This is a genomic window from Parafannyhessea sp. LCP19S3_B1 (assembly GCF_052121955.1).
Lineage (GTDB): Bacteria > Actinomycetota > Coriobacteriia > Coriobacteriales > Atopobiaceae > Parafannyhessea.
Genome location: NZ_JBQKDH010000014.1, coordinates 24,045 through 49,264 on the forward strand (window position 1 = coordinate 24,045; position 25,220 = coordinate 49,264).

The window sequence follows — 25,220 nt, forward strand, 5'->3', positions numbered from 1 at the left end:
CATGTCTGAGCCGATCAAGAACCGCTATGATTTCGTTCTTTATTTCGATGTTATGAATGGTAATCCGAATGGAGACCCGGATGCCGGAAACCTTCCTCGCGTTGACCCCGAGACTGGCTTGGGGCTGGTTACAGACGTCTGTCTGAAGCGGAAGATTCGCAATTACGTCGATACGCTCAAAGAAGGTGCTCCCGGCTACGATATCTATATCAAGCGTGGGGAGACACTCAATCAGAAAGATTCCCACGCCTTCGAAAAGCTGGGAATTGATGCGAACAATATCAAGAAGCTAAAAAAGAGTGATCCTGAGCTCGACAACAAAATTCGTGACTGCATGTGCAAGACCTACTTCGACGTTCGAACCTTCGGTGCGGTAATGACCACCTTCGTAAAGAACAACCTAAACTGCGGCCAGGTCCGTGGGCCAGTCCAGCTCACTTTTGCACGCAGTGTTGACCCCATCGTTCAGCAGGAGGTCACTATTACGCGCATGGCCCTTACCACCGAAGCGGATGCCGAGAACAAGAACAACGGCATGGGTCGCAAGAGTATCATTCCGTATGCTCTTTACCGGTGCGAGGGATTTATCTCTGCAAATCTTGCCCAGAAAACCACTGGTTTCTCGAACGATGATTTGGAACTGCTTTGGGACGCAATTATTAATATGTTCGAGGACGATCGATCGGCTGCACGTGGCATGATGGCAGTTCGCTCGCTAATCGCATTCAAGCACGACTCTATCCTTGGCAATGCGCCGGCCTACCAGCTATTCGATGCCGTGTCTACAAAGAAACGCGAGGGGGTTGACAGTCCTCGCTCATTTACGGACTATGAGCCGATTTCTGTTGACCAAAGCAAAATTCCGGAGGGCGTAGAGGTACTTCAACTTTGGCCTCGTGTCTAGATGAGTATATGCCATGTACAGCGAAGATGACTTCCTGATGCTTTCGGGCATACAACACTTCTGCTTCTGCCGTCGTCAGTGGGGTCTCATTCACATCGCTGGGGAATGGAAAGAAAACGTTCTGACCGTGGATGGCAATATCATGCACAAGCGTGCCCATGACCAGTCTATTCGAGAGCATCGAGGGGATACCATCGTCGTGCGCGGTCTCACGGTGCATTCTTCGACTATGGGCGTGGTTGGGCAGTGCGATGTGGTGGAGTTTCATAGGTCAAAACAAGGCCATCCTCTCTACGGGGAGGATGGCCTTTGGACCGAAACCCCTGTTGAATATAAGCGTGGTCACTCGAAAACAAGTGATGCCGATCGTCTGCAGCTTGTAGCTCAGGCCATATGCTTAGAAGAAATGTGCGCGTCTAATATTCCCTATGCTTATCTCTATTACGGTGAAACAAGATCACGGGAGAAAGTGGACATGACCGATGACTTGCGCAGCACTGTAAGGAAGAGCTTTGCCGAGATGCATAGCTTGTACGACAAGCATTGGATTCCAAAAGCTAAGTTTGGCAAGGCCTGCAAGTCGTGCTCACTCTTTGACATCTGCATGCCTAAGACCCGAGACGTGAAAACCTACATGGATGAGATGCTGAAGGGGTCGATATGAGACGCCTGGGCAATACGTTATATATCCTGTCTGACGACCTTTTCCTAACCGTTGATAACGAGAATGTCGTTGCGAAACGCTCTGGGGAGGTAGTGGGTCGCGTACCGTTGCATACCCTAACGAACATCTATTCGTTTTCATATATGGGTGCAAGCCCAGCACTCATGGGAAAGTGCGCCGAAGAAGGCATTGAACTTGCTTTCTTTACTCCGCGCGGAAAGTTTTTGGCAGATGTTGCAGGAATGCCGAAGGGCAATGTTCTACTGCGGCATGCGCAAAGCCTTATGACTGTGAACGAAAAGCGTGTGCTGGAGATTTCAAAGCACTTCATCATGGGGAAGGTCTTCAATTCAAAGTGGGTGCTCGAAAGATGCATACGTGATCACGGCGTAAGGGTGGATACTGACTCGCTCCAACGGATATCGCAGCATTTAAGCGAATCTTTGAAGTCCATAGAGAATTGCACTTCTATCGATACACTGCGGGGTATCGAAGGAGATGCCGCGGCGGAGTACTTCTCGGTGTTTAGCGAACTTATTTTGAATGCCGATGATGCCTTTATCTTCAACGGCAGAAACAAACGTCCTCCACTCGACCCAGTTAATGCGATGCTTTCCCTTTTCTATACCGTGCTTGCTTTGGACTGCGGATCAGCATTAAGGGGCGCGGGCTTGGATCCTTATATTGGGTTCATGCACACTGATAGGCCAGGAAGGAGGTCATTGGCTCTGGACTGTATGGAAGAGCTTCGACCTGTTATGGTCGATCGCTTTGTGGTCACATGCATCAATAACCGCACGGTAAAGGCTAGGCATTTTGAGAAGCACGAGGAAGGTGAAGTAACTCTTACCGATGAGGGGCGAAAGCTGCTATTTAATGCCTGGCAATCCAAGAAGCGGGAGACCATTACTCATCCATATTTACGCGAGAAGATGCCATGGGGCCTTGTACCGGTAGTGCAAGCTCAGCTTGTTGCCCAGTACATTCGGGGAGATATTGACGGCTATCCACCTTTCCTGTGGAAGTAGGGGGTGCCTTATGTTGGTGGTCATTGCATACGATGTGGATACAACAACCAGTGCTGGACAAAAGCGGCTCCGAAAAGTAGCCAGAATCTGTGTAGCGTATGGACAGCGTGTTCAAAATTCCGTCTTTGAGTGTGATATAGATGCGGCCACTCTGGCCGAACTCAGGAACGAACTGATAAAGGTTATAGATGAAAGTGTGGACAGCTTGAGGTTCTATAACCTGGGCGATAACTACAAGAACCGGATCACTCAAGTGGGCGCCAAGAAAAGTTATGACCCAGAGGGCTTCCTTGCGCTGTAGGCGGCATCCATGAGGTGCGAACCTTGGGCAATCAGGGTTCACACGACTCCTTCGCACCTTGAAAGCCGTATATTTATATGAGAGAGAAGCTTTTTTCGGATGTGACGAGACTTCTTTTGTATTGCGATACAACATATAGTGCATTGGATTTCAATTGCACAATATGTTGCGGTCGCCCCTCGTATGAGGGGCGTGGATTGAAATGCGTCCTTGGACATCTCTGCCGTCCTGTCGTGAGGTCGCCCCTCGTATGAGGGGCGTGGATTGAAATCTGACCCACTCGAAGCCGCCAAAGCAGGCATTGAGTCGCCCCTCGTATGAGGGGCGTGGATTGAAATTTTAGTACTTGTACTTGTTAATGTACTTGTTACGTCGCCCCTCGTATGAGGGGCGTGGATTGAAATAAGAGCAACGGAGAAGGTAGAAAGACTCAGGTATGTCGCCCCTCGTATGAGGGGCGTGGATTGAAATTTGGTCAGGTTCGCGCTGAGGTTGCCAGTGTAGGTCGTCGCCCCTCGTATGAGGGGCGTGGATTGAAATACCAAGGACGAGGACAGGAAGCGTCGCGAGAACGGTCGCCCCTCGTATGAGGGGCGTGGATTGAAATCTACAAGCGGACCGACAGACCACCAGCCGCCTCCGTCGCCCCTCGTATGAGGGGCGTGGATTGAAATCTTTAGAATCGCCCTGCGTTCAGGGCCTCCTGCATGTCGCCCCTCGTATGAGGGGCGTGGATTGAAATATCACGAGCGCGGTCGCTTGTATGCCCGTGCGGCTGTCGCCCCTCGTATGAGGGGCGTGGATTGAAATGAGCTTGACGGATGCAGGGGCACTTTGTACAAGCGTCGCCCCTCGTATGAGGGGCGTGGATTGAAATTCGATGCGCAGCTTGTGTCCTGCCTTGCGCACCTGGTCGCCCCTCGTATGAGGGGCGTGGATTGAAATATGACGGTTCGCGACCTCGCGACAATCGCGGGTAGTCGCCCCTCGTATGAGGGGCGTGGATTGAAATTGCTCGAATGGCGAGAAGGGGGAGGACTAGCGATGGTCGCCCCTCGTATGAGGGGCGTGGATTGAAATGCGTTCGTCGCCTACGTCACGAGAGCGCAGGTCGTCGCCCCTCGTATGAGGGGCGTGGATTGAAATCAGCCGTGCTTTGTCAGGTTGGCGCTGAGGTTGCCGTCGCCCCTCGTATGAGGGGCGTGGATTGAAATATTGAGTTGGGAGAGGACAACGGGCCGCTCGTGCGTCGCCCCTCGTATGAGGGGCGTGGATTGAAATATTACAAAATGTAATGAGAAAATCCCCCGCCCTGTCGCCCCTCGTATGAGGGGCGTGGATTGAAATAGGTCGCCCTTGCCTAGGCACACCAGGTGGTTCGTGTCGCCCCTCGTATGAGGGGCGTGGATTGAAATTTCGACCACTCCGCGTTGGAGAGGTTCACGGCGCGCGTGTCGCCCCTCGTATGAGGGGCGTGGATTGAAATACGTCTCGGTCGTAGAACCCGAAGGACCAACCCAGTCGCCCCTCGTATGAGGGGCGTGGATTGAAATTGTGCTGCGTGATACTGAAGCTGCCCGTGTGATTGGTCGCCCCTCGTATGAGGGGCGTGGATTGAAATGCGTCCAGCACCTCGAAGGCGCTGCCGGACTGAGTCGCCCCTCGTATGAGGGGCGTGGATTGAAATTCGAAGGGCGCGTCGGGGAAGTACCGCAACGCCGCAGTCGCCCCTCGTATGAGGGGCGTGGATTGAAATAGCGTCCGGAGCAGGCTACCGTCCCTCAGCGTGGTCGCCCCTCGTATGAGGGGCGTGGATTGAAATGTGATGGCGTCGCCGACGTTGCCCCACGCGGCCGTCGCCCCTCGTATGAGGGGCGTGGATTGAAATAAGACGCCCGAGTACAAGATGAAGAAGAAGCTCATGTCGCCCCTCGTATGAGGGGCGTGGATTGAAATGCCACAGAGAGAAAGACCGAGTACATGACGGAGGTCGCCCCTCGTATGAGGGGCGTGGATTGAAATAGCTCGTGGTCGCGCCAGTCCACATCGGAGCAGTCGTCGCCCCTCGTATGAGGGGCGTGGATTGAAATTCCGTCATGGCGTCATCCGCCGCGATGCTGGCCGCGTCGCCCCTCGTATGAGGGGCGTGGATTGAAATACGAGCGCGAAGTCGTTCCAAGGCGGAGACGAGAGTCGCCCCTCGTATGAGGGGCGTGGATTGAAATTCGCGTCGCAGCTGCCGACCATCGCGTCGTACGGGTCGCCCCTCGTATGAGGGGCGTGGATTGAAATGCATCTGTATCGCCACTTGTCGCACCTCCCGTTTCGTCGCCCCTCGTATGAGGGGCGTGGATTGAAATACGCCGAAGCGGTTTGACGCGCTCCTCGCGCCGCGTCGCCCCTCGTATGAGGGGCGTGGATTGAAATGTCGGCGGCATCGCGGACTGGATCAAGAGCCACAAGTCGCCCCTCGTATGAGGGGCGTGGATTGAAATATGCGCTTCAGCGAGGAGTCCAGCGACCCGACGCTCGTCGCCCCTCGTATGAGGGGCGTGGATTGAAATCTCCGCAAGGGCCTGCGCGTGGCGGTGAGCGGGCGGTCGCCCCTCGTATGAGGGGCGTGGATTGAAATTTCCATCGGTGGCAAAAGATGATTAACGCTGGAAAGTCGCCCCTCGTATGAGGGGCGTGGATTGAAATTGTGGCTCGCGTCCATCCCGCAGTGGGCGTACTGTCGCCCCTCGTATGAGGGGCGTGGATTGAAATACTTTTATGCTCCTTAGATGTCGTTCACCACGAGGCGCACGGCGTCAGGGCGCGCGTAGTGGCCGATGGGGTCGAACTCCCACCGGCTTGCGGCAACCTGCTGCATGTCGAGCGTTGCGTACAGGATGCCATCGGTGTCCCACAGGGGCTCGGCGCCGGGGACGTAGTGGCCGGCCGGGTCCACCACGCAGCTGCCGCCGCGGTAGACCACCTCTGGCAGTCGGCTGACTTCGTCCGTGGCGCGCAGGTCCGCCGGGTAGTCGTCGCGCACGATGTACGGGGCACAGTTCACCACGTAGCAGCGGCCCTCGATTGCGATGTGCTGCACCGTGGCCTGCCACTCCGGGTTGCCGTTGGTGTTGGGCGCGAGGTAGATGCTGACGCCCTTCTGGTACAGTGCCGCGCGTGCGAGCGGCATGAAGTTCTCCCAGCAGATGAGCGTGCCCATGGGACCCCACGGCGTCTGGCTCACGGGGAAGAAGTGGTCCTGCGCGTCGCCCCACACCAGGCGCTCCGCCCCGGTGGGCTTGAGCTTGCGGTGCAACGCGTCGAGGCGCCCCTCGGGCGAGAAGATCATGTTGCTGTTATAGAGGGTGCCGGACGTGGCATCGCGCTCTGACACGCCGACGCTCACCCACGCCCCCGTGCGTCTGGCGGCGTCCGCGAGCGCCTGGCACTCCGGGCCGCCGACGACCACGGAGCTGTCGTAGTAGCGCTTCCAGAGCTCGCGGCTGCCGGGCTCGCGCGCACCGACGACGAAGCCAAACGTGAGGCCGTGCGGGTAGCCGGGAATGAGCAGCTCGGGCAGGACGACGAGGTCGCTTGGGCGCTCCTGGGCGACGCGCTCGATGGCGTCGATTGCGCCGGCGAGGCAGGCGTCGCGATCGAACGGGCGCGGGCGCGACTGGACGATGGCGATCTTGCAGGTGTCTTGCAGGTCTTTCATGCGGGCTCCTTTGCGGGTGGTGGGTTGTGGACTTGCCGGGCGCGGGGCCGGTGGCGCGCGAGGCCGGCGTTCGGCGGTGCTGGCCGGCGGTGCTATACGAGCGAGAGAAGCACGTATGCCGCGACGCCGGCGACGCAGCACCACAGCATGGAGCGCGTGCGCCACGCCACGAGCACGACGATGCCGGCGGCGGCTATGGGCATGAGGCCGTGCCAGACGCCCGCATCGAACATGGTGGGGGAGAGCAGGTCGTTTGCGACGAGCGCGGCGAATGCCGCCGGCGGGATGTAGCCGAGGGCCTCCGTCACGCGCGGCGAGAGCGGACGCCCTCTGAGCGCGAGCGCCGGAAGCACACGGCACGCCAGGATGAACGCGAACGAGGACAGCCACAGGATCAGGAACTGGGATTGGGTCATCGGGGACCGTCCTTCTCGCCCGTGGGCGCATTCGCCGCGGCTGCGGGGCGTTCGTGGTTGAGCTCGTGGCGGTTATGGCGCCCGCGGCGCGCGTGGGGGAGCGCGCCTGCGGCGAGGCCGGCCGCGACTCCTAAGAGTGCTGCGACAGGCACGGCGACTCCGGCGGCTCCCGCCCACTTGCACGCGGCGACCGTGAGCGCTGCCGCCGCTGCCGCCGCGGCCGTGGGACGGGTGTGCGGCTGCGCCCACAGCAGGTAGATGAAGAGCGACGTCATCGCGAAGCCCGCGATGGCGGTGGGGACGTTCACGATTGCGCCGAGCGCCGCGCCGGCCGCGCACGACGCGGCCCACGTGAGCTGCACGCAGAGGTTGAGCGCGAGGGCGTCCCGCGCGGACCACGCGGCCCCGCTGGCGAGCTTGTCCAGCGTGATGCCGTACGCCTCCTCCGTGTAGCTGCACGAGATGGCGAGCGCGCTGCGTCGCCCGAAGCGCTCCAGGTAGGGGGCGAGCGACGCGGAGTAGAGCGCGAAGCGGGTGGACACCGCGGCGACGGACGCCACGATCGATCCCAGGGGGACGCCGGCGAGCCACAGGTTGCTCATCATGAACTGCCCGCCGCCGGACAGGAACGTGAGGGCGAGCACGAAGTTCTGGAGCGGGCCCATGCCGGCCTTTGCGGCGAGCACGCCGCACGGCAGGCCGACGGCGACGTACGAGACCATGACCGGCCATGCGGCCGAGATGACCTCTCGTCTCATACGCACCCCCCCTTGGCGTGAGTCGTGCCGTGAATCGAGCCCGCGTCGCGGGCGGTTGTTGCATGGTACGCGCGGCGGGCACGGCGGTGCGCGGGAGGGGTCGCATTGTTACAGGCTCTTCGCATTTTGGACGGCTTGGGGCCGAGGTCCCGCCCGCGGGCGCGCGGTTTGCACGCGGGGTGCAGAACCTGCGCGAGGATCTTCTCTAGCACTCTTCTTGCCGCGCGCATCCCTGCTCCTAGGGGTGCGCCGCGCCGGCCGCCTGGGCTGCTTGCTTTGGCGCGCGGTCCTCCGTGCGCGTAGAATCGTGACAGGGGAGAAATGCGGCGCGCCTTCGCTGCGCGCCGCCCGTGTTAGGGGGAGCGTATGGATCAGAACCTCACCAAGCGCAACGAGCTCTTGGCCCAGACCGTCATCAAGGGGCTTGCCAGGAGGAACATCAAGGCGGAGTACGCGGCAACCAGGGAGGAGGCGCTGCAGGAGGCGCTCGCGTTCATAGGCGAGGGTTCGACTGTCACCATGGGCGGGTGCACCAGCGCGCGCGAGATCGGCCTGACCGATGCCCTGACCACCGGAAACTACAACTTCATCGACCGCGACAAGATGAAGGACAAGCGCGCGGCCATGCTCGCGGCCTACGACGCGGACGTGTTCGTGGCGAGCGCGAACGCCATCACGAACGACGGCGTGATCGTGAACATCGACGGCAATTCCAACCGCGTGAGCGCCATTGCGCAGGGGCCGCGCCACGTGCTCTTCATCGTGGGGATGAACAAGGTTTGCGGCGACCTGGACGGCGCCATCAAGCGTGCGCGCAACGTGGCCGCGCCCATCAACGCGCAGCGCTTTAACCTCAACACGCCGTGCTGCAAGACGGGCGCGTGCGCCAACTGCAAGTCCGAGGACACCATCTGCTGCAACTTCCTGATCACGCGCTTCAGCCACCACCCCGGCCGCATGCACGTGATCCTGGTGAACGACAACCTGGGGTTCTAGACCGGACACTGCATGAGCGCGGCTCGAACGTCGCGCCGTGCACGAACCTTACGAAGTCGTAAGGTGGCCGTAAGCAGGTCCTATGGCAGCTCCGTCGTCCCTGTAAGACCATATGGTCGTCAAAGGGAATGCGCCGCGGACTACGGCGCCAAAAGATGGGAGCAACCATGGGAATCGCCCAGGAGTTTGTCGAGAACCTGTTGTTCGTGGCGGTGAGCGGCCTGCTGTTTCTGATCGTGGTGATCGGCGACGGATCGGACGCGATGGAGTCCAGGAACATCTTTGGGCGCCGCGACCGTCGCCATCGCAGGTACGGCCACGGGCGCAGCCGCTGACGCCCGCCCGATTTAGCCGACGCCCGTGCGCGAAAGTTACGCGCAAGGAAAGTCACGCGCAAGATGGCGAGAAGAACGCACCGGCCATGGTTGGTACCATGACCGGTGCGTTGTCTATCACGTGCCTGTCGCGCGTTCGAGGGGCTTGCGCCCGAGGCGGTTCCTACAGGGCGGCGCGGTAGATCTCGACGATGTCGTCCTTCGACAGAGGGACGAAGGAGCCCTTGCAGCCATCGGCAGCCTTCTGGGCCATGACCTCGAAGTTCTTCTCGTCCGTGATGCCCACCTCGCGAAGGGTCGCCGGCATGTGCATGGTCTGCGTGAAGAACTCGCGCGTGCGGACGATGGCCTCGCGCGCGACGGCCTCGTCCTCCGTGCCGGTGAGGCCCCAGACGTTGCGGCCGTACGTCGCGAAGAGGGCGACGGTGTCCGCGCTCAGCACGTGCTCCATCCACGCGGGCGTGAGGATGGCGAGGCCCTCGCCATGAGTTATGTCATAAAACGCAGAGAGCTCGTGCTCCATGGGGTGGACGCACCACGCGGGGGAGCAGCCGTCTCCCACCAGGCCGTTGATGGCGTGGCTGGCCGCCCACATGAGGTTTGCGCGCGCGTCGTAGTCGTCCGGGTGGGCAAGCGCGATGGGCCCGTAGTGGATCATGGTCTTAAGCAGAGCCTCGGCCATGCGCTTCTGCACGTAGGCGCCCTCGTCCATGCTGAAGTAGTTCTCGAACGTGTGGCTCATCATGTCCGCGGTGCCGGCAGCGGTCTGGCGCGCCGGGACGGAGAACGTGTACGTGGGGTCGAGCACGGACATGGTGGGCTTGAGGCACTCGCCGGCGGTGCCCCACTTCTCGTTCTTGGTCATATCGGATATTACGGCGAACGCATCCATTTCCGAGCCCGTGGCGGAAAGGGTGAGGACCGAGAAGATCGGGAGGGCGTCCTTGATGAGCTCCGGCTTGATCACGAGGTCCCACGCGTCGCCATCGTACTTTGCGCCGGCGGCGACCACCTTGGCGCAGTCGATGGTGGAGCCGCCGCCGATGGCGAGCACCATCTGGATGTCGTTCTGGTGGCAGAGCTCGACGCCGCGGCGCACGGTCTGGATGCGCGGGTTGGGCTCCACGCCGGAAAGCTCGAACACCTGGACGCCGGCATCCTTAAGGATGGAGAGCGCCTGGTCGTAGATGCCGTTGCGCTTGATGGAGCCACCGCCGTAGCACAGGAGCGCGCGGCTGCCGTAGTTGGCGAGCTCCGCCAGGTGCGAGATCTGGCCCTTGCCAAAGTGGATGGTGGTGGGAACGTGGAACGTGAAGTTATACATGCTGCTCCTTAGGGTCCGGCCGCGGCGCACGCCCTCGCGCCACGACGCCCGGCAGCGCGGCCGGGCTATGCCATGAACAGATTCGTTATACCCAGTTATAGAAGCAGATGTCTGCAAGATGCGCGGGCGGTGGCCTGCGCGCGACGAGCGCGACGAGCGCGACGAGCGCGGGCGCGCGGGCGAGAAGCGCTGGGGCGCGGATGGGCGGACTGCCTTCGGGCTACCTGCCCTGCGCCTGCGTCGCGGGATGCTCGTGCTCGCGGTCCTCGAACATGAGGAAGAAGGCAACAAGAAGGAACAGGCTGCTGGCCATGATCGCGTGCAGGGAGAACGCGCCCAGCAGGAAGTTGCCAAGGATCGCGCCGCAGACGAAGGTGAGGATCACGAGGTAGTACAAGAACGCCGTGCGGAGGTCGCGGCGACGGCGCTGGTGCACGTAGCTCACGAGCGCCTGCGTGCCGCTGCGCAGGTTGCCGATGCACATGGTCGTGGCGAACGGGCGGCCGTGCAGCTTGCGGAAGGCCTGCACCTGCATGCCGCAGGCAAGGGACGTGAGGCTGTTGGCGACGAGGTTGACGGAGCCCGGCATGAGCGAGACCGCGACGAGCAGGACGGCCTCCGCCGCGACGACGATCTGGCGCCAGTGCATCCCGCGACCCTTGCGGAGGCGAATCTCGTGCGCGACGGCGCATCCCGCCGCGAACCCGACGATGGGGCAGAGGTAGTGCGGCACGTTCTGCCACGCGCCGGTGGAGATGTTCACGCCCAAGAGCAGGAGGTTTCCGGTCTGCGCGTTGGCGAAGACCTTGTCGCGCCCCAGGAAGGAGTACGCGTCCATGAGACCGCCGGAGCAGGCGAGGACCATTGCGAGCCAAACGGACTCCGATGTCTGGGATGCGCGCTTCCTGAGCAGGTTCATGCTTGCTTCCTTCTGTTGGCGACGGCCGCTCGCTGGCGTTGCACGGCGTGTCGCGACTCTTGGCAAAACAACTGATAGACGAGAGAGAAAGATACTACAGTCAAGCTGAATAAGGCGGGCGGTAGTGAAATTGTTGCGAAAGTAGCGTTGTGGCCAGTCGTAGAGAGTTGTCGTTGTACGTATGGTCGGTAGTTGCGATATCGCTACGTGCCGCCATTGCGCAGGTAGCTGCAAGTAGATTCAGCTCCCATACAAACAGTATATGGATGAAGCAAATACTTGTATTTTACCTATGGCAGCGCTGGGCCTACGATCTTGGGGACGGACGGGACGTCCGAGGTCCTCGTCAGAAAGGCAGGAAGATATGAATCCCGACCACCTCATCATGGCAGCCTTGTTTGCGCTGCTGCTAATCTACGGCCCCAACAAGCTGCCCCAGCTGGGAAACGCGCTTGGCAAGACGGTCAAGAACGTTCGCGACGGCATGGACGGCGTCGGCGACGACGAGACCGCAATCGTACATGACTCCGTGGCGGACGCCGACAGGCAGTAGGCTAGTGCGACGGAGCGCGGAACGTGGCATAAGGTGACCATCAAGGTGTCGCGCCCTTCTCGCCCTCACTAAGACGAAAGGCTAAATCAAGGTATGTGCCCTCGGCGGGATGGTCCTGCTGGGGGCGCGTTGCCATGCTGGAGTTCGCGATTCTTGCAACAATGCTTGCCACCTCGATTGTGTTGAAGATGTTGACAACGCAACAACAGTGTCGAATCCAACCGACGCTGCTATTATGTTGACAAGTCAACAAGGGCATGCGTGCGCGCATGGTAGAATCAGGCTCGTGCACCTGGTGGAAAGTTCCGCCCGCGAGGGCCGAGCAGGGGAGAAGAGCGTGGCTAACCAGAGGTTCGAGAACTTCGTGGGCGTGATCTATGCGCTCAACAAGGAGGTCGGACGCATCAAGACGCAGAAGATGGCGTCGCTTGGCCTGCGCGGGACCGACACCATGGTCCTGTACTACCTGGCCCATGAGGACGGGGACCTTACGGAGGCGGACCTGGCGCGCCTGATGCGACAGGACCGCGCCGCCGTGACGCGCATCGTGTCGCGGCTGGAGGCGCAGGGCCTGATCGAGCGCGGACACGCGAGCGAGGACGCCAAGGCGCGCGGGTCCAGATACCGTGCGCCGGTTTTGCTCACGGAGGCGGGCCGCAAGGCGGCGCTCGAGATGGACCAGATCATAAGCGACGTGGTGTGCGAGGCGAGCGCGGACATAGGTCCCAAGGAGCGCGAGCGCATGTACACGTGGCTGACGCAGGTGCTGGAGTCGCTCGAGCGCATCTAGGCCGCGGCGCGGCGGCGGTCCCGCAAGCGCGGGCGGCGCGGGCCGAGCGGGCGCAGGCGTCGCAAAGACATCCGAAATACAACCTAAAGACAGGAAACCAGGGCGCGAAAGGAGCGGCCATGGCCACTCGCATCATCACGGACTCCGCATCGGACATCGTGGATTTCCCCAACCCCAACCTCACCGTGCTGCCCATGACGGTGGCGTTTGGCGACACCGTGTACCACGACGGCGTCGACCTCACGCACGAGCGGTTCTTCGACCTGTTGGTTGAGTCCGACGAGCTTCCCACCACGGGGGCGGTGTCGCCGGGCGTGTTCGCCCAGGCGTACGACGAGGCGCGGACGGCGGGGGAGGACGTCGTGGTCGTGGCGCTCTCGTCAAAGGTCTCTGCGACGTGCCAGAGCGCGCGCCTCGCGGCGGAGGGACGAGGCGACGTGCACGTGGTCGACTCCCTCAACGCGTGCATCGGCGAGCGCGTGCTGGTGGAGTACGCGCTCATGCTGGCGGAGCGGGGCCTTCCCGCGGCGGACATCGCGGCGCAGCTTGAGCGGGCGCGCTCCCGCGTGCACATGCTCGCCCTGCTGGACACCCTGGAGTACCTGCGTCGCGGCGGGCGCATTGGGTCTGCGGCAGCGGCGGCGGGCGCGCTGCTTGCGCTGAAGCCAGTCGTCACCATGGCGAACGGCGAGGTGGAGCTGCTGGGCAAGGCGCGCGGCTCCAAGAACGCAAGAAACCTGCTGGTTGAGCTTGTGGGAGAGCATCCCATCGACTTTGCCATGCCCTTCTCGCTCGCATGCACCGCCGGCGGCGAGGCCATGCTCAAGAAGTACGTGCGCGACTCCAGCGACCTGTGGGAGGGCATCGTGGACGCGCTGCCCATCTGTAGCGTGGGCGCCACCATCGGCACGAACGTGGGTCCCGGTGCCATCGCCGTCGCGTACTTCGAGCGGGAGTAGCGCTCGGCCGGCCCTCTTGCCCGGATGTCCGCGCCGCGCCCGCAAGGGGTACATACTGGTGCAAGGTATCCCAACAAGGAGGGTCCCATGTTCTTTCTGCTTTCGAACGGCCTGACGCTGTACCTTGCGATCTTTCTGGCGCTGGCGGTTGGGCCGGCCGTGGCGCTTGTGCGCTACGTCTACAACCTGGACGCGCTGGAGCGCGAGCCCGCGGGGCTCCTGCTTGCGCTCTTCTGGCGCGGGGTTGTCGCGGCGCTTGTGGCCTCCGTGCTGGAGCAGGTGGGGATGGACGCGTTTGGCCTGCTCTCCGGCTTGGGGCGGCAGGACCCGTGGTTCTTGCTCCTTTCCGACTTCGCCGTCGTCGGCGTGATAGAGGAGGCGTGCAAGTACGTGCTCATGGCGCGCGCCACGTGGCACGACCCCAACTTTGACTGCAGGTACGACGGCGTGGTGTACGCCGTGGCCACCTCGCTTGGCTTTGCCGCGGCCGAGAACGTGACGTACGGGCTCGCCTACGGGCCCGGCGTGCTGCTGGGGCGCGCCATGATGGCGATCCCGGCGCACATGGGCTTCGCCGTCGTGTTCGGCTTCCTGTACGGGGAGGCAAAGCTCCTCTCCGTCCGCGGACACCGCATTGGCGCAGGCTTGTGCGTTGCCTGCGGGTACCTGCTCTCCGTGCTGTTGCACGGGCTGTACGATTCCACCGCGACGCTCTTTGGCAACGGAGACGCCACGTTTCTGCTGGTGGTTGCAGTTATCTACCTGATCGTGTTCCCGGTTGTCCGCGCGATGGCCAGGCACGACCGCCGCTTCCTGTACTAGCGCCGCGACCGCGCTACGGCATGGCGAGCCACGTGTCGGCGTTTCTCACCTGTGCGCCGTCCGCCTCGAAGTCTCCCTCCGCGCGCTCCACCACGAAGCGCCGCTCGCGGGGGATGCCGAGCTCGTCGCCCACGCTCGAAAGGTGCCGAGAAAAGCCGGGTCTGTAGGTTTTCGAAGACCTAATCTCTGCAAGCAGGCTCCCGTCGGGGTCGGTCAGATCAATCAGGTCGACTTCAACTTTGCTCTCGTCGCGATAGAAGTAGAGATCGGGCTCCCTGCCCGCGTTGAGGTGGGCCTTCATCCTTTCCTCGATTACGAGGTTCTCGAACACCATGCCTAGATACGGGCTTTTCAGCAGCTGGTCAAGCGTTCTGATGCGCAGCAGGTAGCACAAAAGCCCCGTGTCATAGAAATAGAGCTTTGGCGTCCTGGTAAGTCTCTTGCGCAGGTTGAAAGGCCCCTCACGCCAAGGTAGCCTTGCACGTCGCGCTCCACGTACGTTCGGAGGTACGACGAGAAGAACGTGTCCTGCGGCATGTCAACGTCGTAGAGGCGCGGATATCCTCCGCGAAACATGAAGAGGTCGGTCGTCAGGTTCGCCCTTGCAGACTTCGCCTCGGAAAACGACAGGGGCAGCAGCCTCAGCATGCCGACCCGTCCAGCCAGCGATTGCGTTATCTGCTTAAGGAGAAGGAAGTTCTGCGATCCAGAGAGCACGTACTGTCCTGTCCGGTTGGTCTCGTCGGAAGCGACTTGAATCATCGAGAAGAGCTCCGGGGCTAGCTGGGCCTCGTCAATCACGAGTCGATTTGGCCTGCTCTCTATGAAGCCGACGGGATCCGCCAGGGCCTGTTGCCTGGTCTGAGGATTCTCCAGATTGACGTACTCGTAGTCGGGGAATACCTTCCGGACGAGGGTGGATTTGCCGCTCTGGCGTGGACCGGTGACCGAGACTATGGGAAACCAGGTCGATAGCTGAATGGCGTGCGAGGCCATGCTTCGTGGAATCATCAGATCTCCTCTTGTAATGCATGCCCAATTTATTGCACCTGGGATTGAATTACCGAAATTGTAAGGTAGAGAGCTCCGAGATTGTAAGGTAGGCGGGTCCACGATCGTATGGTAACCCAGGGTTTGGCCGAAAGGGTGTGGACCAGCTGCGCGGAGACCAGCTGCGCGGATCGGGCGTGGACCAAACGTGGATCAAAAGAAAGCAGCCCAGAGACATAGCCTCTGAGCTGCGAATTTATGGTGGGCGTTAGAAGATTTGAACTTCTGACCTCTTCCGTGTCAGAACGCTTATATGGGGTATCCGCATCGTGCTCATTCATGCCAAATCGTGCCAAAAGGGCTGGTAGACAGGCCAGATGACCGTCCACCCAGTATCATTTCGTGTCGAGCTTAACCGGGTTGCGTGCACTCCGCGTGCACTCTTCGCGTGCACCCGCGTGCACTCGGGGCGGAGGGTAGCTTTTCGCATACATGGCCCCTCCACTTGCAGGTTCCGAACGCCGGGGAGCCGACGGGGGCGCCCGCAGCAGCGTGGCATGGAGGCAGGGGATGTACCAGGTAAAAGAAGACATCTGGTCCGAAGGGTCGCTGATAGACCTCGGCAACGGCCGCTGGAAGTGCCGATACTCCCGCACGGAAGACGGCAAGAGGCACCAGGTCACCCGCAGCTTCCGAGCGTCGGGGAAGCGCGCCGCGAGGAGGAGGGCAGACGAGATACGAAAGGAGCTCGACGACGAGGTGCGCAGGCAGGAGCTCCCCCTAGGCATCACGAGGGAGGACATGTTCGTGCCCACCTTTCTCGAGCGCTACATCCGCTCGCTCGAGAGCGGGGCGGGCATCGCCCAGACCACCGCTGCGAACTACCGCCACTGTGCGAAGCACGTCTCGCGCTACCTGAGCGCCATGCGGATAGACGAGATCACCGGGGACACCATCCTCCAGATGCAGGCGGCGCTCCTGGAAGATGGGCTCTGCAACAACACGGTCGCCAAAGCACATCGCTTCCTCAAGCAGGCGCTCCAGTACGCGGCGGACAGCGGGATCATCGAGCGGAGCCCCTTCACGAGGCGGATCAAGCCGCCGAAGCGCGAGGCGAGGGAGCCAAACGCACTCGACACTGACGGGCGTGAGAGGCTGCTACTCGCACTCGACTCCATGCAGGACACCGAGGTGACGCTCGCGATAAGGCTGGGGCTCGCCTGCGGGTTGCGCAGGGAGGAGATGTGCGGCCTCAGGTGGAGGGACGTCGACCTCGATCGCGGCGTCCTGCGGGTGAGGGTCGCAGTCTGCCAGTGCGAGGGCAAGGCTGTGGTGAAGGAGCCCAAGACGCCAACGAGCCGACGCGAGGTCCCGCTCGAGCCGGACCTGGCGTCGAGGCTCGCGAGGCGCAGGCGTCGCCTCGTCACGCTGCTGGGCGGAGGGCCAGAGGCAATAGAGGACCTCTACGTCCTGGGCGACTCCAGTGGAGCGTTCTACTACCCCGACCGCCTCACGAAGGAGTTCGCCTCCATCGCGAAGATGCTCGATCTGGTGGGCACCACCGGGAGGAGGGTGACGCTGCACGACCTCAGGCACACCTATGCCACCTACCTCGTCGCCGCGGGCACCGACATCAAGACGGTGAGCTCGCTCATGGGTCACGCGAACGCGGCGATGACGCTCAACACCTACGCGAGCGCCGACCCGCACGCGAGGAGGTCCGCCGCCAGGACGATCGCCGAGCAGATGGCGGCAAGACCCGGCAGCGGACAGGACGAAGGGAGCGAGACGATGCTGCGCGTCGTGTAGCCGGGCGGTTGTGTCCCCTTTCTGGTGGGGAACGCACGGGAAGCCCGGGAAACGCAGCGCCCCGAGGCGACGGCCGCACACTTCGGCATGCGACGTAACGTCTCGGCATGGCACGGAATCTCGAAGGAGGAGGTACGCGAGATGGACAGGAAGCCGACGGGCCCCACGGAGAGGTCGCTTTCGGACACGTCGCCGCTCTGCGACAGGCCCGAATGGCTCGGGCCAAGGGACATCCAAGAGGTGTTCGGCGTCGGGAGGACGAAGAGCTACCAGCTGATCAATGCCCTCCCGCACATCCGTGTTGGCGGGCTCCTCAGGGTCAACAGGAGGACCGTGCAGAAGGAGCTCCTCGACAAGGGTAGGCTTCCGTAGATGTGAACGACAACTCGTACGTGTGACTAATCCATCGCGCAGAGTCATATTTCAATCGGAGAATCGCCGCGGAGACGCGTGACGCATCGGTCACGCGTCCCCGCTTCTCTTCAGAGAGCAGCGTTTCCGACACGCCGCTGCGCCGGGGACTGTGAGGGGTCCCCTGTCCTCGCGCCCCGTCGAAAACGCAAAGGGCAAGGGCATGACCTCCGGGCCCCCGTTGGGACCAAGGTAGCACAGGGGGCAAGCACCTCTTCCCGCCCCCTGGCGCCACGCCACCGCGGAGCCCGCAGCGCCACGCCCGCAAGGGCGCGGCCCCCGCGTCGCCGTGGCTTGCTCCCTGGGCCCCAACGGGGGCAAAGGGAGCCCCCACGTCCTAGGGAGGTCAGCCATGACCAGCACAAGCGAGAGCCAGGCCGCAACGACCATGACCGAGGAGGAGCTCCGCCAGACGGCACTCGGGCTCTGCACGGACTACCTGCAAGGGAGGGGCCTGCGCGACGTCCACGCCGACGGCGACCGCATCGTGGCCACGGACGGCGGCGAGACCGTCCTCGTAACCGTCAGGGCGACCATGGAGCCGGGCTCCGAGGCCCTGCCGACGCTCGACCTCGAGGACGAGGACGTCGCCGCCATGCGCCGCGCGTGCCTCCTCTACCTCGCAGACCACGGCGACGTGGACGCAATCCGCCACGACGCCATATCCATCGCCATAACGGGAGAGCGCCGTGCGAAGCTGCGCCACCTCGTGGGGGTCTGGCAGTGGGCGGAGCGCATGTGACCTAGGACGTCTAGACGATAAAAAACCGCTCACGGTCGGAAAGGGGCCGCTCGGGGAAGTCCCGAGTGGCCCCAATCTCCTCCCGCCACGGCCGCAGCCAAGCCCTCCCGCGGCCGCCCTCCCCGCCGTCAGGAACACCTAACGACGGCGGGGAGGGGAAATGGCAACCACCGACTCGCTAGGTGAGTGGGTAGGTCGTATTCTTATCTATCTTTACGAAGCCGTCTGTACACGACCTCGAACTGCTTGACGCGACGAAACTCCGGCATCCCCGCCTCCACGCAGAACGCGTCGCCGGCATCGAAGCGCTGCCATATGTCCAGCCCGCGGTCGAGCATCACGTCCCACTGGCAGTTTATCCTCACGTGCCGCGCGTGGATGGTGTGTGACTCGTCCAGCTCGTAGGTAAAATTCAGCCCCATCGGCCTCGTGGCGTCCGCGATCTGGTCCAGGTAGTACGTCTGCTTGGAGTCCGGGAAGTCGTCGGGCGCGGTCAGCAGGTGCACCTGAATCTCCGGCACCCGGTAGTCGAAGTGCCTCAGGATAACCTCGAGCAGCTCCATCAGGTTGCGGCACTGGTAGAACTGGCGAATGTAGGGATCAGTAATGTCAACCTCCCGCACGCCATCGAGGTACGGGCCAAGGAGCGTCTCGTACGAGACGCCGCGCTGGTTCTCGCGGAACTCCTTGTGCCCCTCGAAGAGCCTGGAATCCGCCGGCGCCTGGGAAGAACTTGTCTCGGTCGGTGTAGAAGCAGACGCTGCCACCGACGCCGCTGATGCATCCTCGCCGAGAATGCTCATGTACGGTAAGGAAGCAAGCAACCGAAAACAAGAGATAGACCGCCAGCACTACACTATTCCGAACCAAAGACCAAAAGATAAGCATTTTGAGAAAATCTAAACTTTTGGATTTTCCTACAATGCCGACTACGGCGGAATCCCTCCCACTCCTTATATATTTCTTTCTGTATACATTGAATTTGTATTTAGGTCAGTTTACAAGGAACTACACGCAGACCGTGAAACGGGCTGCTGACAACAAACGGCGCTATGCTCCCGGCTGGGTGCATAGCACCTGTTTGTTGCGGGGGTTTCCAAAGGGGGCAGCGCCCCATTTGGCACACGACTTTGCGGAGCAAAGTGTAGTGTGTTATACGCTCTGTCGGCGTTGCCCTGAAAATACCGTTGCCGCCGGGGAGGGCAAGGGCATTTGACGCGGCAGGAAAGCAGGGCTTTGTTTGGGGCTGGTAAGCCGGAAACAAAGGGCTGATTTCAGCAGCAGACAGGGCGTATTATGAAAGCCCCCGTCCCTCGTCCTCCGCCCCCGGCCTATGGGACAAAAAGTCCCAAAGCTCTGGACACCGTGACCAGATGTGTGGCCACACTCCGGGAAAAGTAGCAGGACGGCAGGAAACCGTCAAGGCTGAAATGAATGGGCTGACGCCCGGCCTTGACCGTTCCCCGCCGCCCCGCTGGATGGGTGGACAAGGTGGCCAATCCCTAAAAGTGTTTGGCCGCACTCGTTCATTTTGGGGCCTTTCTTCTCCCAAAATTGAAATGGGCGGGAAAGCCCTAAAATGGCTTTCCCGCCTTGATTACCCATTAGCAAAGACGGGCGAGACTGTCAACGGCGGCGCTGAAAGCGCCGCCGTTGACAGTCTCGCCTGGCTTTGCTACTGCCCGTAAGAGATGGAAAAACAAGATGGAAAACAAGGTTAAAAATGGTTGACAAGTCTATCGGATGTGTGTTATACTGTGCAAAAGTTTGAGATTGGAAGGAGGCTTACGTGTGTTAATTTGTGTACGCTAATAAGCAATAAAAAGTAGAAGTACCTTTCCACATGATGGTGGGCTTTTTTTGCGTGCGTATGCAAAGGAACACGTAGGTTTGACACGAGCAGTCTTTGAACTGTATCGTGGTGTTTTTTCGTGCTTTGTTGTTATGCAGGCGTCTGCCCTCTCTGTGGGACAACGCCTGCTTTTTATTGCAGAAACAAAGGAACAATGCAATAAAAAAGGAGGTTCGCATTATGACCCAAAACAACAATTCATGGAGAAAAACTTATTTTACACTTCTTGCCGGACAAGCAATATCCTTTATTAGCAGCGGTATTTTGCAAATGGCCATTATCTTTTATTTGGTTGCGAAAACTAATTCTGCAATCATATTGACGGCGGCAACACTGATTGGATTTTTGCCGCAAGCCTGTTTAGGCCCGTTTGCAGGTGCTTTTGTTGACCGGCACAGCCGTAAAAGCGTAATGATTGGTGCGGATTTGATAATTGCCGCCGCTGGCGGTATTCTGGCGCTGGTGGCGTTTTACATGGAATTGCCCGTATGGTCTATTATGGTTGTCCTGTTAATCCGAAGTGCGGGAACTGCTTTTCATTCTCCAGCATTCAACGCAGCAACACCTATGATTGTGCCAAAAGAGGAACTTACAAAATGCGCTGGTTACACGCAGACCATGCAAGCAGTAAGTGCGATTATCAGTCCAGCTGCCGCAGCGTTTTTATATGCTGTTTGGCCTCTTAATGCAATTATATTGTTAGATATTGTGGGTGCAATCCTTGCCTGTGTGACTGTTGCGATTTCGTCCATACCAACGCCTGAACTATGTCCAGAAACGAAAAGACAACAGTTTTTACAGGATATGAAAGAGGGGTATGTGGTATTAAAGCAAAACAGGGGCCTCTTTGCTCTGCTCTGGATTGGTGTAATTTATATGTTCTTTTATATGCCAATCAGTACGCTTTTTCCTCTCATCTGTATGTCATACTTCAAAGGAACACCGGCCCATGCCTCTGCCGCTGAAATTGCTTTTGCGGTTGGTATGCTGCTTGGCGGAGTCATTCTGAGCATTTGGGGCGGTTTTAAGAAACGGCGGTACACCATCGGTCTTTCCGTTCTCCTGATGGGCGTTAGCAATATGCTCTCCGGGCTTTTGCCGCCAGACGCATTTCTTGTCTTTGTTGTGTGCTGTACTGTTATGGGAATTTCCGCTCCATTTTACGGTGTGCAAAATGCGATTTTTCAAGAAACGGTCAAACCAGAATATCTGGGGAGAGTTTTTTCTCTACTGACAAGCGCCGCTTCCCTCGCCATGCCGTTTGGCCTTGTCATTTCCGGGCCTCTGGCGGAGCGGCTGGGAGTTGAGAAATGGTTTGTCATTTGCGGAATTGGCATTATCATCGTTGCGCTTGCCGTATTTTTACTACCCGGTTTGAGAGAGATTGACAATACGCAATAATCAACTGCACCTTTTTCTATTACTAAACAAAATGCCTGGATGGTGGTTCTGAAAAACCAGAACCGCCGTTCAGGCATTTTTTATCTTCGTCCTCTCTGCGGTTTTGGATTCTTCAGCAAGTCGGATTTTTCCGCAATCTTTTTCAGCCACTTCCGTTCTTCTACTGACAGCTTCCTAAAATTCAGCTTGAGCCGTTTGCAGATAAACGCCAAGTACGCTTGTTCCGTGTCGCTGTCCTGGCTGACGATTTCACCAGCAGTTTCCAGCATTTCTTTTAGCGGGTTATCCTCTGGGACGCTGAAAAAATCGTCCTTGTGTGTTTCCCGCAGAGCAAGGGCAATCCCGTTTATGTCCCGTTGTATCACATAGCGGCAAAACTCGTCCTCATCAATATGGGCGGTGATAAGCTGTCTTAACTGCGTATCACTCATGCCAGGATTATGCTTTTTTATAACAGTTGCGCTCATCGTGTCCACTATGGCGTTTGCACCCTGCGCCTGTTTCAGTGCCGTTCCGTTCACATAGATTTCAAGGTCAGCCATCAGCCGGGGGAAATCCGGGTGCGCCGCCAGCTCACACAGCAGGGTATTGTCTATCCTCCCGCTTTTCAGCAGGTCAATCATTTCATCACTCAAACGCAGGTCTGCAAGATCGGCGTTTGGGTGATTTTTCATTTCAGACAGCCCCAGCAGATAATCAGCGGTCACACCGTAAAACTTCGCCAGCCGGATAAGGGCATAGTGGCTGATGTCCTTGAAGTCTTCCGTTTCGTAACTGCCCAGCGCAGACTTGGAAAGCCCGGTCTGCTCCGCAAGCTGCCCCAGCGTCAAGCCACGCTCCACACGTAGGTCTTTTAATCGCTCTTGTATGGATAAAGACATATTCACCCTCCTTGCTAGCTCAACGAAAGAGAAGCCGTTATGCTATGTACTATGCTCATAGCATAACGGCATAGGCATTTACAGTTTTATTTTAGTAAAATGCAGACAACACCACGGATCGGCTTTTGGCTGGACAATTCCAACCAAACACCGCAGCAGACAGTAGAAACCATTCTGAACGTTAGGAAGCCGGTATGATTGTTACATATAAGGGGAAGAAAAATTTCTTTTAGATACTTGTTTTCCTAAAACTGATGTGATATAATAATTCAAGTCCAGAAAAGGAGAAAAAAATATGCGGCAAGGTATTCTTAAATAAAACTATAATCAAATAGTGGGAACAAAGGATTATGATAGTCCCTTTTGTAGGGGCTTAGTTTTTTGTACCCAATTTAAGAATACTTTTGCCTTATCAATTTTGACATATCCCCAAAAACAGCACTCACAAACAGGTGTATGCTGTTATGTGTATGTCCGCAAATTATCATCCCCAGTGGTAAAAGTATTTTACTGCTGGGGATTTTTATGCCCTTCGGGGCAGTAAAGGGAGGACAATCACATGAAAATAATCAATATTGGAATTCTTGCCCATGTAGACGCTGGAAAGACGACCTTGACGGAGAGCCTGCTATATGCCAGCGGAGCCATTTCAGAACCGGGGAGCGTCGAAAAAGGGACAACGAGGACGGACACCATGTTTTTGGAGCGGCAGCGTGGGATTACCATTCAAGCGGCAGTCACTTCCTTCCAGTGGCACAGATGTAAAGTCAACATTGTGGATACGCCCGGCCACATGGATTTTTTGGCGGAGGTGTACCGCTCTTTGGCTGTTTTAGATGGGGCCATCTTGGTGATCTCCGCTAAAGATGGCGTGCAGGCCCAGACCCGTATTCTGTTCCATGCCCTGCGGAAAATGAACATTCCCACCGTTATCTTTATCAACAAGATCGACCAGGCTGGCGTTGATTTGCAGAGCGTGGTTCAGTCTGTTCGGGATAAGCTCTCCGCCGATATTATCATCAAGCAGACGGTGTCGCTGTCCCCGGAAATAGTCCTGGAGGAAAATACCGACATAGAAGCATGGGATGCGGTCATCGAAAATAACGATGAATTATTGGAAAAGTATATCGCAGGAGAACCAATCAGCCGGGAAAAACTTGTGCGGGAGGAACAGCGGCGGGTTCAAGACGCCTCCCTGTTCCCGGTCTATTATGGCAGCGCCAAAAAGGGCCTTGGCATTCAACCGTTGATGGATGCGGTGACAGGGCTGTTCCAACCGATTGGGGAACAGGGGAGCGCCGCCCTATGCGGCAGCGTTTTCAAGGTGGAGTATACAGATTGCGGCCAGCGGCGTGTCTATCTACGGCTATACAGCGGAACGCTGCGCCTGCGGGATACGGTGGCCCTGGCCGGGGGAGAAAAGCTGAAAATCACAGAGATGCGTATTCCATCCAAAGGGGAAATTGTTCGGACAGACACCGCTTATCCGGGTGAAATTGTTATCCTTCCCAGCGACAGCGTGAGGTTAAACGATGTATTAGGGGACCCAACCCGGCTCCCTCGTAAAAGGTGGCGTGAGGACCCCCTCCCCATGCTGCGGACGTCGATTGCGCCGAAAACGGCAGCGCAAAGAGAACGGCTGCTGGACGCTCTTACGCAACTTGCGGATACTGACCCGCTTTTGCGCTGCGAGGTGGATTCCATCACCCATGAGATCATTCTTTCTTTTTTGGGCCGGGTGCAGTTGGAGGTTGTTTCCGCTTTGCTGTCGGAAAAATACAAGCTTGAAACAGTGGTAAAGGAACCCTCCGTCATTTATATGGAGCGGCCGCTCAAAGCAGCCAGCCACACCATCCATATCGAGGTGCCGCCCAACCCGTTTTGGGCATCCATAGGACTGTCTGTTACACCACTCCCGCTTGGCTCCGGCGTACAATACGAGAGCCGGGTTTCGCTGGGATACTTGAACCAGAGTTTTCAAAACGCTGTCAGGGATGGTATCCGTTACGGGCTGGAGCAGGGCTTGTTCGGCTGGAACGTAACGGACTGTAAGATTTGCTTTGAATACGGGCTTTATTACAGTCCGGTCAGCACGCCGGCGGACTTCCGCTCATTGGCCCCGATTGTATTGGAACAGGCATTGAAGGAATCGGGGACGCAGCTGCTGGAACCTTATCTCTCCTTCACCCTCTATGCGCCCCAGGAATACCTTTCCAGGGCTTATCATGATGCACCGAAATACTGTGCCACCATCGAAACGGCCCAGGTAAAAAAGGATGAAGTTGTCTTTACTGGCGAGATTCCCGCCCGCTGTATACAGGCATACCGTACTGATCTGGCCTTTTACACCAACGGGCGGAGCGTATGCCTTACAGAGCTGAAAGGGTATCAGGCCGCTGTCGGCCAGCCGGTCATCCAGCCCCGCCGTCCAAACAGCCGCCTGGACAAGGTGCGCCATATGTTTCAGAAGGTAATGTAAAGATACATAATCGTCAAGACGGCAACAATCAGAAGTTATGGAGGGTAACAATGGAATATCGTAAGGAAGATTTAATGGAAGCAAAAAAGCAAATGAAGTGGCTGAGTTTGTTTGACACGGATTTGCTTCTGCTACCGAAAGTCCTTGCCTAATGGTGCCCCAATCCTAGCCTTC

Annotated in this window: 24 protein-coding genes and 1 CRISPR repeat array; of the genes, 15 read left to right on the top strand and 9 right to left on the bottom strand. The window is 58.9% G+C overall.

The window, feature by feature from the left end:
* Position 1: 1 nt before the first annotated feature.
* The 4 genes from cas7c to cas2 are packed head-to-tail and all read left to right on the top strand — an operon-like array spanning position 2 to position 2,897.
* Positions 2-904 carry a type I-C CRISPR-associated protein Cas7/Csd2 gene (gene cas7c / locus ACTQWE_RS08665; protein ID WP_441856292.1) on the top strand — a complete coding sequence of 301 codons (903 nt, stop codon included), beginning with the start codon at positions 2-4 and terminating at the stop codon, positions 902-904.
* Positions 905-917: 13 nt separating this feature from the next.
* Positions 918-1,568, top strand: a complete 651-nt coding sequence (cas4, locus tag ACTQWE_RS08670) for a CRISPR-associated protein Cas4 (RefSeq protein ID WP_441856290.1) — start codon at positions 918-920, stop codon at positions 1,566-1,568.
* On the top strand, positions 1,565-2,596 hold the full coding sequence (gene cas1c, locus ACTQWE_RS08675; RefSeq protein WP_441856288.1) for a type I-C CRISPR-associated endonuclease Cas1c: 1,032 nt from the start codon (positions 1,565-1,567) through the stop codon (positions 2,594-2,596). The genes cas4 and cas1c overlap by 4 nt, the downstream gene beginning before the upstream one ends.
* Positions 2,597-2,606: 10 nt before the next feature.
* Positions 2,607-2,897, top strand: a complete 291-nt coding sequence (gene cas2 / locus ACTQWE_RS08680) for a CRISPR-associated endonuclease Cas2 (RefSeq protein WP_441856286.1) — start codon at positions 2,607-2,609, stop codon at positions 2,895-2,897.
* A gap of 171 nt (positions 2,898-3,068) precedes the next feature.
* Positions 3,069-5,663: a CRISPR direct-repeat array (repeat unit 33 nt; unit sequence GTCGCCCCTCGTATGAGGGGCGTGGATTGAAAT).
* A gap of 13 nt (positions 5,664-5,676) precedes the next feature.
* On the opposite strand, the gene ACTQWE_RS08685 is transcribed toward cas2, so the two are convergent.
* From ACTQWE_RS08685 to ACTQWE_RS08695, 3 genes are all read right to left on the bottom strand, one after another.
* A complete protein-coding gene (locus ACTQWE_RS08685) occupies positions 5,677-6,609 on the bottom strand; it encodes a carbon-nitrogen hydrolase family protein (RefSeq protein WP_441856284.1) in 933 nt (310 codons plus the stop codon).
* Positions 6,610-6,701: 92 nt separating this feature from the next.
* Complete coding sequence (locus ACTQWE_RS08690) at positions 6,702-7,025, bottom strand: AzlD domain-containing protein (protein ID WP_441856282.1); 324 nt, start codon at positions 7,023-7,025, stop codon at positions 6,702-6,704.
* Positions 7,022-7,783, bottom strand: coding sequence for an AzlC family ABC transporter permease (locus tag ACTQWE_RS08695; RefSeq protein ID WP_441856281.1), 762 nt, complete (start codon positions 7,781-7,783; stop codon positions 7,022-7,024). Before ACTQWE_RS08695 ends, ACTQWE_RS08690 begins: the two co-directional genes overlap by 4 nt.
* Before the next feature lie 366 nt (positions 7,784-8,149).
* Between ACTQWE_RS08695 and ACTQWE_RS08700 the strand changes: the two genes are divergently transcribed.
* Both ACTQWE_RS08700 and ACTQWE_RS08705 read left to right on the top strand, forming a co-directional pair.
* Positions 8,150-8,779, top strand: coding sequence for a lactate utilization protein (locus ACTQWE_RS08700; RefSeq protein WP_441856279.1), 630 nt, complete (start codon positions 8,150-8,152; stop codon positions 8,777-8,779).
* Between the two features lie 167 nt (positions 8,780-8,946).
* Positions 8,947-9,114, top strand: coding sequence for a hypothetical protein (locus ACTQWE_RS08705; RefSeq protein ID WP_441856277.1), 168 nt, complete (start codon positions 8,947-8,949; stop codon positions 9,112-9,114).
* Positions 9,115-9,277: 163 nt separating this feature from the next.
* Here the strand turns inward: ACTQWE_RS08705 and ACTQWE_RS08710 are convergent, their stop codons facing one another.
* Positions 9,278-10,438, bottom strand: a complete 1,161-nt coding sequence (locus ACTQWE_RS08710) for an iron-containing alcohol dehydrogenase (protein ID WP_441856275.1) — start codon at positions 10,436-10,438, stop codon at positions 9,278-9,280.
* Positions 10,439-10,658: 220 nt separating this feature from the next.
* Positions 10,659-11,357, bottom strand: coding sequence for a YoaK family protein (locus ACTQWE_RS08715; protein WP_304215425.1), 699 nt, complete (start codon positions 11,355-11,357; stop codon positions 10,659-10,661).
* A gap of 364 nt (positions 11,358-11,721) precedes the next feature.
* On the opposite strand from ACTQWE_RS08715, the gene ACTQWE_RS08720 reads away from it, so the two are divergent.
* The 4 genes from ACTQWE_RS08720 to ACTQWE_RS08735 all read left to right on the top strand — a co-directional run bounded on the left by ACTQWE_RS08720 (position 11,722) and on the right by ACTQWE_RS08735 (position 14,481).
* Positions 11,722-11,910, top strand: coding sequence for a twin-arginine translocase TatA/TatE family subunit (locus tag ACTQWE_RS08720; protein ID WP_304215424.1), 189 nt, complete (start codon positions 11,722-11,724; stop codon positions 11,908-11,910).
* A gap of 337 nt (positions 11,911-12,247) precedes the next feature.
* Positions 12,248-12,700, top strand: a complete 453-nt coding sequence (locus ACTQWE_RS08725; protein WP_441856273.1) for a MarR family winged helix-turn-helix transcriptional regulator — start codon at positions 12,248-12,250, stop codon at positions 12,698-12,700.
* Between the two features lie 119 nt (positions 12,701-12,819).
* Entirely contained in the window at positions 12,820-13,659 is an 840-nt protein-coding gene (locus ACTQWE_RS08730) for a DegV family protein (protein WP_441856272.1), read from the top strand.
* An 87-nt stretch (positions 13,660-13,746) separates the two neighbouring features.
* On the top strand, positions 13,747-14,481 hold the full coding sequence (locus ACTQWE_RS08735) for a PrsW family intramembrane metalloprotease (RefSeq protein ID WP_441856271.1): 735 nt from the start codon (positions 13,747-13,749) through the stop codon (positions 14,479-14,481).
* A gap of 13 nt (positions 14,482-14,494) precedes the next feature.
* Here the strand turns inward: ACTQWE_RS08735 and ACTQWE_RS08740 are convergent, their stop codons facing one another.
* Complete coding sequence (locus tag ACTQWE_RS08740) at positions 14,495-14,875, bottom strand: DUF4143 domain-containing protein (protein ID WP_441856269.1); 381 nt, start codon at positions 14,873-14,875, stop codon at positions 14,495-14,497.
* Positions 14,833-15,492, bottom strand: a complete 660-nt coding sequence (locus ACTQWE_RS08745) for an ATP-binding protein (protein WP_441856267.1) — start codon at positions 15,490-15,492, stop codon at positions 14,833-14,835. The genes ACTQWE_RS08740 and ACTQWE_RS08745 overlap by 43 nt, the downstream gene beginning before the upstream one ends.
* Positions 15,493-16,041: 549 nt before the next feature.
* Here ACTQWE_RS08745 and ACTQWE_RS08750 point away from each other — a divergent pair.
* The 3 genes from ACTQWE_RS08750 (at position 16,042) to ACTQWE_RS08760 (ending at position 18,433) form a co-directional block, all read left to right on the top strand.
* Entirely contained in the window at positions 16,042-17,280 is a 1,239-nt protein-coding gene (locus ACTQWE_RS08750; protein WP_441851287.1) for a tyrosine-type recombinase/integrase, read from the top strand.
* A gap of 141 nt (positions 17,281-17,421) precedes the next feature.
* Positions 17,422-17,652 carry a helix-turn-helix domain-containing protein gene (locus tag ACTQWE_RS08755; RefSeq protein ID WP_059053538.1) on the top strand — a complete coding sequence of 77 codons (231 nt, stop codon included), beginning with the start codon at positions 17,422-17,424 and terminating at the stop codon, positions 17,650-17,652.
* A gap of 391 nt (positions 17,653-18,043) precedes the next feature.
* Positions 18,044-18,433, top strand: coding sequence for a hypothetical protein (locus ACTQWE_RS08760; RefSeq protein ID WP_090862517.1), 390 nt, complete (start codon positions 18,044-18,046; stop codon positions 18,431-18,433).
* A 203-nt stretch (positions 18,434-18,636) separates the two neighbouring features.
* On the opposite strand, the gene ACTQWE_RS08765 is transcribed toward ACTQWE_RS08760, so the two are convergent.
* The gene (locus ACTQWE_RS08765; protein ID WP_197674327.1) at positions 18,637-19,200 is read right to left on the bottom strand and encodes an MIT C-terminal domain-containing protein; all 564 of its coding nucleotides are present in this window, start codon (positions 19,198-19,200) and stop codon (positions 18,637-18,639) included.
* Positions 19,201-20,465: 1,265 nt separating this feature from the next.
* Between ACTQWE_RS08765 and ACTQWE_RS08770 the strand changes: the two genes are divergently transcribed.
* The gene (locus tag ACTQWE_RS08770; protein WP_441851315.1) at positions 20,466-21,686 is read left to right on the top strand and encodes an MFS transporter; all 1,221 of its coding nucleotides are present in this window, start codon (positions 20,466-20,468) and stop codon (positions 21,684-21,686) included.
* 80 nt (positions 21,687-21,766) lie between these two features.
* On the opposite strand, the gene ACTQWE_RS08775 is transcribed toward ACTQWE_RS08770, so the two are convergent.
* On the bottom strand, positions 21,767-22,567 hold the full coding sequence (locus tag ACTQWE_RS08775; protein ID WP_002575858.1) for a helix-turn-helix domain-containing protein: 801 nt from the start codon (positions 22,565-22,567) through the stop codon (positions 21,767-21,769).
* A 559-nt stretch (positions 22,568-23,126) separates the two neighbouring features.
* On the opposite strand from ACTQWE_RS08775, the gene tet(W) reads away from it, so the two are divergent.
* Entirely contained in the window at positions 23,127-25,046 is a 1,920-nt protein-coding gene (gene tet(W), locus ACTQWE_RS08780; protein WP_441921586.1) for a tetracycline resistance ribosomal protection protein Tet(W), read from the top strand.
* The last annotated feature ends 174 nt before the right edge of the window (positions 25,047-25,220 follow it).